This is a genomic window from Stenotrophomonas sp. MMGLT7 (assembly GCF_021168555.1).
GTDB lineage: Bacteria > Pseudomonadota > Gammaproteobacteria > Xanthomonadales > Xanthomonadaceae > MMGLT7.
The window spans coordinates 22,506-36,101 of record NZ_JAJOZS010000022.1 but is presented as its reverse complement, the minus strand read 5'-3'; the positions used below and the strand labels follow the sequence as shown (position 1 = coordinate 36,101).

Below are 13,596 nucleotides of genomic sequence, written 5' to 3'. Positions count from 1 at the left end.
TGGGCGCCGAGCGCGAGGAACTGACGGTGGTGGCCGACCAGGTCGGCACGCCGACGCCGGCGGCGCTGATCGCCGAGGTCACCGCGCAGGCGCTGGCGCATCCGGGCCAGTTGTCCGGCACCTGGCATCTGACCGCGCGCGGGCAGACCAGCTGGCATGGCTTTGCCGAGGCGATCTTCGCCGAGGCGGTGGCGCAGGGCGTACTGGCCAAGGCGCCGCGGGTGCGGCCGATCACGACGGCGGACTATCCGACCCCGGCCAAGCGGCCGGGCTACTCGTGCCTGGACACGACCCGGCTGCGCGAGGACTTCGGCATCGCGTTGCCGGACTGGCGCGAGGGACTGGCGCGGGTGATCGGCGAACTGCGGCGCGGGTGAGTCAGCGCTCTCTGACAGCCAACGCCCTTCAGGGTGACCAATGCAGGACCTGTAGGAGCGACTTCAGTCGCGATGGGGCTCTACCGGTGAAGCCTCATCGCGACTGAAGTCGCTCCTACAGGGAGTTCTTCGTTGCCCCTGCGGCCGTGGATGGGCTACGCCCGCCCGTAGGTATCCTCGAAGCGCACGATGTCGTCCTCGCCCAGGTAGCTGCCGGACTGCACCTCGATCAGTTCCAGCGGCAGCTTGCCCGGGTTCTTCAGCCGATGGGTCACGCCCAGCGGGATGTAGGTGCTCTGGTTCTCGGTGAGCAGCAGCACCTCGTCGCCGCGGGTGACCTCGGCGGTGCCGCTGACCACCACCCAGTGCTCGGCACGGTGGTGGTGCATCTGCAGGCTCAGCGTGGCGCCGGGCTTGACCGTGATGCGCTTGACCTGGAAGCGCTGGCCGTTGTCGATCGAGTCGTAGGCGCCCCAGGGGCGGTAGACCTTGCGGTGCCAGGTGGCCTGCGGCAGCCCCTTGGCCTTGACCTGCGCCACCACGTCCTTGACCTGCTGGATGTGGTCGGCACTGCCCACCAGCACCGCGTCGGGCGTCTCGACCACGATCACATCGTCCAGCCCGATCATCGCGATCAGCCGGTCGCCGTAGGCGTAGCTGTTGTGGCAGTCGATCTGGATGACGTCGCCGCGGTGGGCATTGCCGTCGGCGTCCTGCTCGGAGACGTCGCGCAGCGCCGACCACGACCCCACGTCGCTCCAGCCCGCATCCAGCGGCAGCACCGCCACCTCGCGGGTCTTCTCCATCACCGCGTAGTCGATCGAGTCGGACGGGCTGGCCTCGAAGGCCGGCTTGTCCAGGCGGATGAAATCGTGGTCGCGCCTGGCCTGTTCCCAGGCCTTGCGGCAGGCATCGAGCATCTGCGGCTGCAGGCGTGCCAGCTCCTCCAGGTAGCGCGAGGCCTTGAACAGGAACATGCCGCTGTTCCAGAAATACTCGCCCGAGGCCACGTACTGCCTGGCGGTGTCCAGGTCGGGCTTCTCGACGAAGCTCTCCACCGCGCGCACCCCTTCGCCGCTGGCCGCCTTGATGTAGCCGTAGCCGGTTTCCGGGGCGGTGGGAACGATGCCGAAGGTCACCAGCTTGCCGGCCTCGGCCGCGCTGGCCGCCACCGCGATCGCGCTGCGGAAGGCGGTCTCGTCGCGGATCACGTGGTCGGAGGGCAGCACCAGCAGCAAGGCGTCCTGGCCGTCGCGGGTGGCTTCCAGCGCCGCCACGGCAATGGCCGGCGCAGTGTTCCTGCCGATGGGTTCCAGCAGGATCGCCGCCGGCTTGACGCCCACCGCCTGCAGTTGCTCGGCGGCGACGAAGCGGTGCTCCTCGTTGGCCACGATGATCGGCCCCGACGCGCTGACCGGGGCCACGCGCAGCCAGGTCGACTGCAGCATGGTCTTGTCGCCGACCAGCGGCAGGAACTGCTTGGGATAGGTCTCGCGCGACAGCGGCCACAGGCGCGTGCCCGAACCGCCGGACAGGATGACGGGAACGATATTGCTCATGTAATGGGGTCTCAGGGGAACGGTTCAGCGTTGCAGCAGCGACGAGATTTCCTGGGTACGCGCTTCCATCAGCGACGCATCGCCGCGCGATTCCACGTTCAGGCGCAGCAGCGGCTCGGTGTTGGAGCTGCGCAGGTTGAAGCGCCAGTCGCCGAAATCGGCGCTGATGCCATCAGTGTGGTCGAGTTTGGGCGACAGTGCGGCGTAGTGTTCCATCACCCGGGCGACCGAGGCCTTGGCATCGGTGACCTTGAAGTTGATCTCGCCGCTGCACGGGAAGCGGGCGATGCGCTCGGACACCATGTCGCCGAGCGACTTGCCGGTCTTGCCGACCAGTTCGGCGATCAGCAGCCACGGGATCATGCCCGAATCGGCGTAGGCGAACTCGCGGAAATAATGGTGCGCGCTCATCTCGCCGCCGTACACGGCATCCTCGGCGCGCATCTTTTCCTTGATGAAGGCGTGGCCGCTCTTGCACAGCACCGGCACGCCGCCAGCCTGCTCGACCATCTCCTCGGTGTTCCACACCAGCCGCGGATCGTGCACGATCTTGCCGCCGGGATGCTTGGCCAGGATCGACTGCGCCAGCAGGCCCACCAGGTAGTAGCCTTCGATGAAGTTGCCCTGGTGGTCGAAGAAGAAGCAGCGGTCGAAGTCGCCGTCCCAGGCGATGCCGAAGTCGGCGCCGTGTTCCAGCACCGCATCGGAGGTCGCCTTGCGGTTCTCCGGCAGCAGCGGGTTGGGGATGCCGTTGGGGAAGCGGCCATCGGGCTCGTGGAAGATCCGCACGAATTCGAACGGCAGGTGCGGGGCCAGCAGGTCGACGATCGCGCCGGCGCCGCCGTTGCCGGCATTGACCACCAGCTTGAGCGGCTTGAGCGCGTCGCGTTCGACGTAGCCGAGCAGGTGCTCGATATAGGCCGACTTGTCCGGCTGCGAACGCTCGCCCGCGCGTGGCTCGGCGGCGGGCTGGTCGTCCGCCTCGACGGCATCGGAGATGGCCAGCAGGCCGGTGTCCGAGCTGATCGGCTTGGCGTTCTCGCGCACCAGCTTCATGCCGTTGTAGTCCATCGGGTTGTGGCTGGCGGTCACCATCGCCCCGCCCGCCGCTCCCAGGTGGTCGACCTGGAAATAGACTTCCTCGGTGCCGCACTGGCCGATGTCGATCACTTCGCGGCCGACGCTGCGCAGTCCCGAGGACAGCGCCTGCTGCAGCGCCGGGCTGGTCAGGCGGATGTCGTGGCCCACCACGACCGGACCGGGGCCGAGCTGGTCGGACAGCGCCACGCCGATGCGGCGCGCCAGGTCCTCGTTGAGTTCGTCCGGCACGCGGCCACGGATGTCATAGGCCTTGAAGGCGGGAAGTGTCATGGGGTGCCATCCTTAGGTAGAGCGACGTGTCGGCCATTCTAGCGGCCAGAAAGCGGCCGATGGGTTCCGCGCAATGAACGAAAGTCCAAGGGGGAGATGGACCCGCAGTGGCTAGAATGGGCGCCGGATCACACCGAGACGGCTTGCGATGAGCGACATTCCTGCGACCGCGCTGCGCGGCAAGAAACTCTACCCCGGTGCCGCCGCGGCCCTGTCCGACGTGGTGGCCGACGGCCAGACCCTGGCGGTCGGCGGCTTCGGGCTGTGCGGCATCCCCGAGGCGTTGATCGAGGCGCTGCGCGACTCGGGGGTCAAGGACCTGACGGTGATCTCCAACAACGCCGGCGTGGACGGCTTCGGCCTGGGCCTGCTGCTGGCGACCCGGCAGGTGCGCAGGATGATTTCCTCCTACGTCGGCGAGAACAAGGAGTTCGAGCGCCAGTTCCTGTCCGGCGAACTGGAGCTGGAGTTCAATCCGCAGGGCACGCTGGCCGAGCGCCTGCGCGCCGGCGGTGCCGGGATCCCCGCCTTCTACACCGCCACCGGCTACGGCACGGTGGTCGCCGAGGGCAAGGAGACGCGCGAGTTCGACGGCAAGCAGTACGTGATGGAGACCGCGCTCAGGGCCGACGTGGCCCTGGTCAAGGCTTGGAAGGCCGATCCGGCCGGCAACCTGGTGTTCCGCAAGACCGCGCGCAACTTCAACCCCGCCTGCGCCATGGCCGGGCAGCTGTGCATCGCCGAGGTCGAGGAGGTCGTGCCGCTGGGCGCGCTGGACCCGGACCAGGTGCACCTGCCGGGCATCTACGTCGATCGCATCGTCCACAACCCGCACCCGGAAAAGCGGATCGAACAACGCACCGTGCGCCAGGCCTGAGCGAATGCGCTTGGCCGGTGCCGCATCGGCACCGGCCGCGATGGCCATATCGAATTTCGAATAGGAGAGACTGAGATGCCCTGGACCCGCGAGCAGATGGCCGCGCGCGCCGCGCGCGAACTGGCCGACGGCATGTACGTCAACCTCGGCATCGGCCTGCCGACCCTGGTGGCCAACCACATTCCCGAGGGCGTGGACGTATGGCTGCAGTCGGAGAACGGCCTGCTGGGCATCGGCCCGTTCCCGACCGAGGACGAGATCGACGCCGACCTGATCAACGCCGGCAAGCAGACCGTGACCGCCCGCCCCGGCTCCAGCTACTTCGGCAGCCATGATTCGTTCGCGATGATCCGCGGCGGCCACGTCGACCTGGCGATCCTCGGCGCCATGCAGGTCACCGCCGGCGGCGACCTGGCCAACTGGATGGTGCCCGGCAAGATGGTCAAGGGCATGGGCGGGGCGATGGACCTGGTGGCCGGCGTCAAGCGCGTGGTGGCGCTGATGGAGCACGTGGCCAAGGACGGCAGCCACAAGATCCTGCGCGAGTGCGACCTGCCGCTGACCGGCGTGGGCGTGGTCGACCGCATCATCACCGACCTGGCGGTGTTCGATGTCACCGCAGACGGACTGGTGCTGGTGGAAACCGCCGATGGCGTGAGCGAGGAAGAACTGCGGCAGAAGACCGGAGCGGAGTTCACGCACCCGGCCTGATCCGTCGCGGCTCGCGGCGCTGGCAAGATCGAAGAACGAAGGGCAAAGCCGGAGGCTTCGCCCTATACCGATTCCCGGTCGATCCCGGGGTGGAAGCACGCCCTCTATCGGCCCCACTCGGCCGACACGCCTGGGCGCCTGGATTGCGAGGAGTCGGGGCGTGGGGCCGACCTGCGATGGAAAGACCCCGGCGAAACTCCCTTCCGTGGTCGTATTCCGGCCGAACCGCTCAAAGATTCTGGTAGTTCGGCCCCGAGCCGCCTTCAGGCGTCACCCAGTCGATGATCTGGTAGGGATCCTTGATGTCGCAGGTCTTGCAGTGCACGCAGTTGGCGGCGTTGATCTGCAGGCGCTTGCCGTGTTCGGCGGCGGCGTCCTCGACGATCTCGTAGACCGCCGCCGGGCAGAAGCGGGTGCAGGGATTGTCGTACTCCTCGGCGCAGCGGGTGACGCAGATCGAGGTGTCGTGCACGCGCAGGTGCACCGGCTGGTCCTCGTCGTGCTCGGTGGCGGCGAAGTAGACGCCGGCCAGGCGGTCGCGCGGGGGCAGGGTGCGCTGCACGTAGTCGCGCTTGGGTTCCTCGTGCTCGCCGACCTTGTCCAGCGACGACCAGTCCGGCGTGACCCTCAGCGTCCATGGCGAGGCGCCCTTGACCAGGGTTTCCCAGGCGCCGTTGAGCATGCCGAACCACAGTCCTTTCTTGAAGCCGGGCTTGATGTTGCGCACCTGCCGCAGTTCGCTCATCACCTCCGAGCCGCGCAGCCGGTCGTCGAAGCCCTCCGGCGCCAGCTGCGACGCCGCCAGGTGCTCGGCGGCCAGCATGCCGGAACGGATGGCCTGGTGGGTGCCCTTGATCTTGGGCACGTTGAGCAGGCCGGCGGTGTCGCCGATCAGCAGCGCGCCGGGCATCTCCACCTTCGGCAACGACTGCCAGCCTCCGGTGACGATGGCGCGAGCACCGGCCGAGACGATGTTGCCGCCCTCCAGCAGCGGCGCGATCAGCGGATGGTTCTTCCACTGCTGGAAGGCCTCCCACGGCTTGTACTCGGGGTCGCGGTAGTCCAGTCCGCTGACATAGCCCAGCGCGACCTGGTTGTTGTCCAGGTGGTAGAGGAAGCTGCCGCCATAGGTGCGGGTGTCGGCCGGCCAGCCCAGCGTGTGCACGATCTTGCCGGGCATGACGCGGCCCTCGGGCAGCTGCCACAGTTCCTTGATGCCAATGGAGTAGGCCTGCGGGTCGCTGTCGGCGTCCAGCGCGAAACGCTTGACCAGGCGCTTGGTCAGGTGCCCGCGCGCGCCCTCGGCCAGCACCGTGACCTTGGCGTGGATGTCGATGCCGGGGGTGTAGCCGGGCTTGTGCGATCCGTCGCGGGCCACGCCCATGTCGCCGATGCGTACGCCGATCACCTTGCCGACGCTTCCATCAGGCGCGCTGTCGTGCAGCGTCTCGGCGGCGGCGAAGCCCGGGTAGATCTCCACGCCCAGCGCTTCGGCCTGCGGTGCCAGCCATGCGCACATCGCGCCCAGGCTGACGATGAAGTTGCCATGGTTGCGCATGCCCGGCGGCACGACCGGGAACTTGCGGCCGCTCTGCTTGTCCAGCAGCCACATCTCGTCCTCGGTGGCCGGCACGCAGATCGGCGGCGGGTTGTCGCGCCAGCCGGGCAGCAGGGCATCCAGCGGCGCGGGCTCGATCACCGCGCCGGACAGGATCTGCGCACCGACCGTGCTGGCCTTCTCGATCACGCACACCGAGATCTCGGGATTCAGCTGCTTGAGCCGGATGGCGAACGCCAGTCCTGCCGGGCCAGCGCCCACGGTGACGACGTCGTACTCCATCACGTCGCGCGGTATTGCATCCGGCGCGACGGCGCCGCCTCCCGTTCCCGTCATGAATCCCACTCCCGTTGGCTCGATGGCTGCAGGCATTTTCGAGGTTTGTGGGGGCAGGGGCAATGTGTCGCATGAATGCCCGGATGCTGCGTTGCCGCAGATCGGCTGTGTCTTCTGCCAGGGTTTGCTAGCGTGCGCGCATGCGGATCGATCTTCCCGGTGCGGACATCCAGTGGCTGCCGCAATGGCTGCCGGCACCGGCGTCGGCGGACCTGTTGGAGCGGCTCGTGCGGCAGGTGCCCTGGGAGGTGCATCGCATCCGCATGTTCGGGCGGATGGTGGACTCGCCGCGGCTCAGCTGCTGGGTGGGCGATGCGGACGCCGCGTACCGCTATTCGGGCACGCGTTTCGAGCCGCGCCCGTGGACGCCGGCGTTGCAGGAACTGCGCGCACGGCTGGCGGCCGAGACCGGCTGCGCCTTCAACAGCGTGCTGCTCAACCGCTACCGCGACGGACACGACAGCATGGGCTGGCACAGCGACGACGAGCGCGAGCTGGGGCCGCAGCCGTTGATCGCCTCGCTGAGCCTTGGGGCGACGCGGCGCTTCGCCTTTCGTCATCGCCGCGAGCGGCCGCTGCGGCGCGACCTGGACCTGGGGCCGGGCGACCTGCTGCTGATGGGCGGGGATACCCAGGCGCTCTACCACCATTCGCTGCCGCGCACGGCCAGGCCGGTGGGCGAGCGGATCAACCTGACGTTCCGGCTGATCGGCGGGTCGCCGGTTGGGCAGGGATAGAACCTGTAGGAGCGACCGTAGGAGCGACTTCAGTCGCGACCGGGCTCTACCGGGAAAGCCCCATCGCGACTGAAGTCGCTCCTACGGTCGCTCCTACAGGCGCTCCACAATTACAGGCGCGTGCTGTCGGCCTGGCCGCTGGTGAGGGTCCAGCCGACCACGTCGGAGGTCGCCTTGGACAACGCCTGCTCGAAGGCCTTGGCCACATCCGCGGTGCCGGTGGTGGCGGCCGGCACCGCCTGTACGAACGTGCGCGAGGCGACGATGCGCTGGTCGATGTTGTGCAGCAGCTTGGCATTGAGCTCGATGGTGGCCGCGGGCAGGGCCTGCCCGGCGTAGTCGGCCTCGAAGCGGCGCAGGTCCAGCACCAGCCGGTAGTCGGCGCGGATGCCGGTGGCCGAGCGCGCCACCCCGGCGATGCGGCCGGAATCCTCGAACGCGCGCAGCACGCTGTCCTCGACCATGTCGGTGGCCGACTGCGCCCAGGTCACGCCGCGGTAGACCTCCAGCTCGTCCGGGCTCGGCCGCACGTTGATGCGCGGGCTGTCCACGATCCGCGCCGCGCTGGGCTTGGCGACGGACAGCTGCCAGGCGACCTGCGGCCAGGCCGGGTCCGGGGCCACGCTCACCTGCGGGGCATAGATGGTGACCGCGTCGCGGCTGCCGCTGGCGAGCAGCGAGCAGGCCGACAGTGGCAGCAGCAACAGCGGGAACAGCAGGCGGAGGCGAGGTGTCGGCTTCATTTGGGATCGAACTCCTTGGGCGCGTCGCGGCCGAGCAGGTAGCGCGCGGGGTTGTTCTCGAGGCGGTCGCTGACCTGGCGCAGGTCGCGGATCAGCCCGCGCAGCTCGGTCAGGGTGGGGCCGAGCTGTCCGAGGCCGTCGTTGGCGAAGCTGTTGATGGCCGCGCGGTTCTCGCCCAGGATCGAATCGGCGTTGCCGGCGGCCGAATCCAGCTTGGCCAGCGTGGTGTCGAGCTTGTCCAGGATCTGCGGCAGCTGCTGCACCAGGTTCTGGTCCAGGCGCTTGATGGTGCCGTTGGTGGTGGACAGGGTGGCATCGAGGTTGCGCGCGGCGTCGCGGGCGCTGGCGATCAGCGACTGCATGCCCTGGTCGCGGTCGGCGATGGTGCCGCTGATAGTCTCAAGGTTCTTCAGCGTGGCGCTGATGCTGGCCACGTTCGCGTCGCTGAGCACCTGGTCCATGCGCTCGACGATGCGGTTGGCGGTGTCGGCGATGTTCTGCAGCGCCGAGGGCGAGGTCTGGATGATCGGCGCATCGCTCTTGTCGACCTCGGTGAGCGGGGTGGCCTCGGGCGTGCCGCCGCTGAGCTGGATGATGGCCGGGCCGGTGAGGCTGGTGATGGCCAGCTTGGCGCGGGTGTCGGTCTTGATCGGGGTGGTGGAGTTGAGGCGCACGCGCGCGACCACCTGGCGCGGATCGTTCGGTGCCAGCGTCAGCTCGGTGATCGAGCCGACCGCGATGCCGTTGTACTGCACCGGGCTGCCCACGGTCAGGCCGGTCACCGCCTCGCGGAACACCACCCGGTAGTCCTGCCAGGTGCGGTCGGAGGAATACTTCGCCGCCCACAGGCCGAACAGCAGCAGGGCGATGCCCACCACCAGGGTGAAGGCGCCGATCAGGACGTAGTTGGCTTTGTTTTCCATGCTGGGGCCGGGAATGGGGAATGGGGAATGGGGAATCGAAAGAGCGGTGCGTCCTGTCGGGTCAAGGAGGAGGCGCGGGAACCGCCGATTCCCGATTGCCGATTCTCGATTCCCAGCTTTCGCGCGCCGAACGCGCGCGCGGGCCGTGGAAGTACTCCTGGATCCACGGATGGTCGATCTTCTCGATCTCCGCCAGCGGCGCGGTGGCGATGACCTTGCGGTCGGCCAGCACCGCCACCCGGTCGCAGATGGCGTACAGGGTGTCCAGGTCGTGGGTGATCAGGAACACGGTCAGGCCCAGGGCCTCCTGCAGGGTCTTGAGCAGCTCGTCGAAGGCGGTGGCGCCGATCGGGTCCAGGCCGGCGGTGGGTTCGTCCAGGAACAGCAGCGGCGGGTCCAGCGCCAGCGCGCGCGCCAGCCCGGCGCGCTTGCGCATGCCGCCGGACAGTTGCGAGGGCAGCTTGTCCAGCGCCTCGGCCGGCAGCCCGGCCAGCTTGATCTTCAGCAGCGCCAGCTCGTAGCGCCAGGTCTCCGGCAGCTCGGGGTGGTGCTCCTTGAGCGGCACCTCCACGTTCTCGCCGACGCTGAGCGAGGAGAACAGCGCCCCGTCCTGGAACAGCACGCCGGTGTTGCGCTCGATGTGCAGGCGCGCGCCGGCATCGCCGGTGTCGGTGTCCACGCCGAGCACCTCGATGTGGCCGGCGTCGGGCCTGCGCAGGCCGAGGATGGCGCGCATCAGCACCGACTTGCCGGTGCCCGAGCCGCCGACCACGCCCAGGATCTCGCCGCGGCGAACGTCCAGGTCCAGCCCTTCGTGCACCACCTGGCTGCCGAAGCGGTTGACCAGCCCGCGTACGCGGATGGCGACTTCGTCGCCGTCGGGATCGGGGATCGGGGGTTGGGGATTGGTCAAGGCAAGAGCCCCCTGCCAGCCGTCAGCCGCCCGGCCTCACCGATTCTCCCTTCCCGATTCCCGATTCCCGCCATCATCACCACCCCATCTTCATGAACCACAACGCCGCCAGCGCATCGATGATGATCACCAGCGCGATGGTCTGCACCACGCTGGAGGTGGTGCGCTCGCCCACCGACTGCGCGGTGCCCTGGACCTTCAGGCCCTCCAGGCAGCCGATCAGGGCGATCACCAGCGCGAACAACGGCGTCTTGGACAGGCCCACTAGCATGTGCCGCACCTCGAGGGTCTCGTGCATGCGCGCCAGGTACATCTGCGGCGGGATGTCCAGGTCGAACGCGCCCACGGTGACGCCGCCGGCCAGGCCGGCGGTCATCGCGATGAAGGTCAGCAGCGGCAGCATCACCAGCAGCGCCAGCACGCGCGGGATCACCAGCAGGTCGATCGGGTCCAGCCCCAGGGTCTGGATGGCGTCGATCTCCTCGCGCGACTTCATCGCGCCGATCTGCGCGGTGAAGGCGCTGGCGGTACGCCCGGCCACGACGATGGCGGTCATCAGCGGCGCCAGTTCGCGCAGGGTGGCGATGGAGACCAGTTCGACCACGAAGATCTCCGCGCCGAAATCGCGCAGGATCGTCGAGCCGAGGAAGGCGATCACCGCGCCGACCAGGTACGACAGCAGCACCACCAGCGGTACCGCGTCCAGGCCCACGTGTTCCATGTGGTAGACGGTGGCGGTGGCACGCAGGCGGCGTGGCTGCCGCAGCAGCCGCGCGATCTTGACCAGGTTCTGGCCGAGGAAGCCGGCCAGCGCGACGATGTCGTTGCCGACGTTGGCCACGGTCATGCCCATCCGCTCCAGCGCCGCCACGAAGCCGTAGTCGCGCTTGGCCGGCGGCCGCGCGTCGGACACCTCCTCGATGGTGGCGACCAGCGCGCGGTGGTCGTCGCGGAACTTCAGGCCGTCGGCCGGCATGCCGTGGTGCGCGGCGTGGCGCAGCAGCAGCAGGACGCCGGCCGAGTCGAGCTGTAGCACGCCGCTGGCATCGAGCCGGTCGACGCTGTCGGGCAGCTTGCGCAGGGTCTGCGCCGCTGCCATCGCGGTGTCGAGCGTCCAGCTGCCGGCGAGGCTGATCCGCTTGGGATCGCTGGCGTCCTGGGTGAATGCGGGTGGCTGGGATTCGATCATTGGGGTTCCGTGCGGCGAGCATACCTGTTCACTGTCAACGGCGGATGCACGCATGGCCGATCGACGCAGGACGCGCCGGGCGCTGCCCGCGTCCGCGGATGGACATACACTGCGCAACCGCCGCTGCCTTTTCCTTCGGGAGCGTGGGTGGCAGAAGCCGTCCGGGCCGCCAAGCCCGCCTGTGCCGTCCGTTTTTGCGCCGGTTCCGGCCCGCAGCGCCGCTGCAGGCCGGCGGATCGTCACAGAATCGGCCCCGCGCGGCGGGCTTCGGCCAGCCCTGCCGTGGTCAAGCACTTCGCCTCGAACGTTTCCATCGCCCACGCTCCCAGACGCCCCATGATCGCCGACGCTCCCGCACGTCCTTCCGCCAATGCCACTTATGCCCAGCGCGTGGCCTTCGTCTCGGAGATCGCCGGGCGCCTGCACAGCTACGGCACCACCGCGCAGCGGCTGGAGGCGGCGGTGATCGCGCTGTCGCAGCAGCTGGACCTGGACTGCGAGCCCTGGTCCAACCCGACCGGGCTGATCCTCAGCTTCAGCGACCCGACCAAGGCCATCGGCTCGAGCGACATCACCCGCGTCATCCGCCTGGCCCCGGGCGACAACGACCTGTACAAGCTCAGCGTCGCCGACCAGATCGCCGACGCGGTGGCCAGCGGGCGCATGAGCATCGCCCAGGGCCACACCGCGCTGCGCCAACTCGACCGCAGCCCTAGCCGGCGCGAGAAGTGGATGCAGGTGATCGGCTACGGCCTGGCCGCCGCCGGCGTGGCCGGGCTGTGGCGGCTGCCGTGGCTGGACATCGCCACCGCCAGCGTGGTCGGCCTGCTGATCGGCCTGCTCGGCCAGTACACCGACCGCCGTCCGGCCACTCGCGAGGCCGGCGACGCGCTGGCGGCATTGCTGGCCGGCTTCGTCGCCACCCTGGTGGCCACCTGGGTCGGGCCGCTGAACCTGAACACCGTGATCATCGCCTCGCTGGTGGTGCTGTTGCCGGGCATGTCGCTGACCAACGCGGTCAACGAGCTGGCCAGCCAGCACTGGGTCTCGGGCACCGCGCGTTTCGCCGGTGCGCTGACCACGGTGCTCAAGCTGACCGTGGGCGCGGTGATCGCGGTGACGCTGGCGCGGCTGGTCGGGCTGGAGCCGCACGTGCGCGCCAGCCATTCGCAGGCGCCCTGGCTGGAATGGGTATCGATGGGGGTGGCGGCCTATGCCTTCGCGCTGCTGTTCAAGGTCCGCGGCCGCGACTACCTGTGGGTGATGGCGGCGGCGATGGCCAGCTACATGATCGCCCGCTTCGCCGGCGGGCACTGGGGCAGCCCGACCGGCGTGTTCCTGTCGGCCATGCTGCTGACCGCCGGCGGCAACCTGTTCGGCCGCCTGATGCAGCGTCCCGGCGCGCTGATCCGGCTGCCCGGCATCATCATGCTGGTGCCCGGCAGCACCAGCCTGCGCGGCCTGCTCACCCTGGTGCAGCAGCAGGACGTGCACGTGGGACAGTCGGCCTTCCTGGCGGTGACCAACGTGGTGATGGCGCTGGTGGCGGGGCTGCTGTTCGGGAACCTGCTGTTCCCGGCGCGCAAGAACCTCTGATCCGCGGCCTTGGCGCGGCCGGCGTATGCGCCGCCGGGCCGTGCGGGCACCGGGTTCCGGCACGGATGCATGCCCGATGCTTCCGAGCGTGGTTGTTGGCTTTATTATCGAAGGCTTGACCGATATCCCGCCATCCGTAGTTCTGGCCTGGTGGATTCGGGGAACGAGTGGGCATCCTTCATTCGGCGTTGAACCCGGCCGAATGACAAAGACTTCTTCACATCGGGAACAGAGGCCTGCTGTCGATGCGGGAATGGGCCGGGTACTGGATCGGCGGCAATGACCGGACAGGCGAAGCGTGGCCGGGATGAACAATGGCCGGGGTGCGCTTCGCTTATCCAAGCTGGGGCGGGATAAGCGGTCAATTCGATGTACCCGCACCGGTATGGTCAGGACCAACGGAAAACGCCGGCAATCGCTGCCGGCGTTCCGTCGAGTAACGATCCGGATCGAATCGATTACTTCTTGATCAGGAAATCCTCGACCTTCTTGCCGGCAGCGGTCAGTTCGGCCAGCCAGCGCGGCTGTTTGCCGCGACCGGTCCAGGTCTCCTTGGTATTGGCGGGATTGCGGTACTTCGGCGGCACCTTGCCGAGCTTGCGGCCGGCCTTCGGGCCGGGCTTGGCCACGGTCTTGCGGCCGCGCGCTGCCGGCGCGGCCCCACCCCCCCACATCTCTTCGATGGGTTATGCGGAGGGCGGGGCGG

12 protein-coding genes and 1 pseudogene are annotated in these 13,596 nt (G+C 68.7%); 5 read left to right on the top strand and 8 right to left on the bottom strand.

The features are described from left to right. Nucleotides 1-377: sugar nucleotide-binding protein (locus LRX76_RS17915; RefSeq protein ID WP_231806992.1), on the top strand; the 377-nt coding region annotated here is incomplete at its 5' end. A 155-nt stretch (nt 378-532) separates the two neighbouring features. Here the strand turns inward: LRX76_RS17915 and LRX76_RS17910 are convergent. Both LRX76_RS17910 and LRX76_RS17905 read right to left on the bottom strand, forming a co-directional pair. Beyond that, nucleotides 533-1,936: a mannose-1-phosphate guanylyltransferase/mannose-6-phosphate isomerase gene (locus LRX76_RS17910; RefSeq protein WP_231806991.1), complete on the bottom strand. Its 1,404-nt coding sequence runs from the start codon at nt 1,934-1,936 to the stop codon at nt 533-535. Between the two features lie 24 nt (nt 1,937-1,960). Continuing rightward, nucleotides 1,961-3,307, bottom strand: a complete 1,347-nt coding sequence (locus LRX76_RS17905) for a phosphomannomutase (protein WP_231806990.1) — start codon at nt 3,305-3,307, stop codon at nt 1,961-1,963. 148 nt (nt 3,308-3,455) lie between these two features. Here LRX76_RS17905 and LRX76_RS17900 point away from each other — a divergent pair, with 148 nt between their 5' ends. Together LRX76_RS17900 and LRX76_RS17895 are read left to right on the top strand one after the other, a co-directional pair. Then, entirely contained in the window at nt 3,456-4,184 is a 729-nt protein-coding gene (locus LRX76_RS17900) for a CoA transferase subunit A (protein WP_231806989.1), read from the top strand. Between the two features lie 75 nt (nt 4,185-4,259). Further along, a complete protein-coding gene (locus tag LRX76_RS17895) occupies nt 4,260-4,895 on the top strand; it encodes a CoA transferase subunit B (protein WP_231806988.1) in 636 nt (211 codons plus the stop codon). Nucleotides 4,896-5,124: 229 nt separating this feature from the next. Here LRX76_RS17895 and LRX76_RS17890 read toward each other — a convergent pair whose 3' ends face one another. Beyond that, a complete protein-coding gene (locus tag LRX76_RS17890; protein WP_231806987.1) occupies nt 5,125-6,789 on the bottom strand; it encodes an electron transfer flavoprotein-ubiquinone oxidoreductase in 1,665 nt (554 codons plus the stop codon). Between the two features lie 140 nt (nt 6,790-6,929). Between LRX76_RS17890 and LRX76_RS17885 the strand changes: the two genes are divergently transcribed. Then, nucleotides 6,930-7,526 (top strand): alpha-ketoglutarate-dependent dioxygenase AlkB, encoded by a 597-nt coding sequence (locus LRX76_RS17885; protein WP_231806986.1) that lies wholly within the window; start codon nt 6,930-6,932, stop codon nt 7,524-7,526. A gap of 110 nt (nt 7,527-7,636) precedes the next feature. Here the strand turns inward: LRX76_RS17885 and LRX76_RS17880 are convergent, their stop codons facing one another. The 4 genes from LRX76_RS17880 to LRX76_RS17865 all read right to left on the bottom strand — a co-directional run bounded on the left by LRX76_RS17880 (nt 7,637) and on the right by LRX76_RS17865 (nt 11,294). Continuing rightward, a complete protein-coding gene (locus LRX76_RS17880; RefSeq protein WP_231806985.1) occupies nt 7,637-8,269 on the bottom strand; it encodes an ABC-type transport auxiliary lipoprotein family protein in 633 nt (210 codons plus the stop codon). Further along, on the bottom strand, nt 8,266-9,192 hold the full coding sequence (locus LRX76_RS17875; RefSeq protein WP_231806984.1) for an MlaD family protein: 927 nt from the start codon (nt 9,190-9,192) through the stop codon (nt 8,266-8,268). Before LRX76_RS17875 ends, LRX76_RS17880 begins: the two co-directional genes overlap by 4 nt. 61 nt (nt 9,193-9,253) lie before the next feature. After that, entirely contained in the window at nt 9,254-10,105 is an 852-nt protein-coding gene (locus LRX76_RS17870; protein WP_231806983.1) for an ABC transporter ATP-binding protein, read from the bottom strand. 76 nt (nt 10,106-10,181) lie between these two features. Continuing rightward, entirely contained in the window at nt 10,182-11,294 is a 1,113-nt protein-coding gene (locus LRX76_RS17865; protein WP_231806982.1) for an MlaE family lipid ABC transporter permease subunit, read from the bottom strand. Between the two features lie 336 nt (nt 11,295-11,630). Here LRX76_RS17865 and LRX76_RS17860 point away from each other — a divergent pair, with 336 nt between their 5' ends. Beyond that, nucleotides 11,631-12,890 (top strand): threonine/serine exporter family protein, encoded by a 1,260-nt coding sequence (locus tag LRX76_RS17860; RefSeq protein ID WP_231806981.1) that lies wholly within the window; start codon nt 11,631-11,633, stop codon nt 12,888-12,890. A gap of 467 nt (nt 12,891-13,357) precedes the next feature. On the opposite strand, the pseudogene LRX76_RS17855 reads toward LRX76_RS17860, so the two are convergent. Next, nucleotides 13,358-13,573 (bottom strand): annotated as a pseudogene (locus LRX76_RS17855) (H-NS histone family protein); the annotation flags it as partial. Nucleotides 13,574-13,596 lie beyond the last annotated feature (23 nt).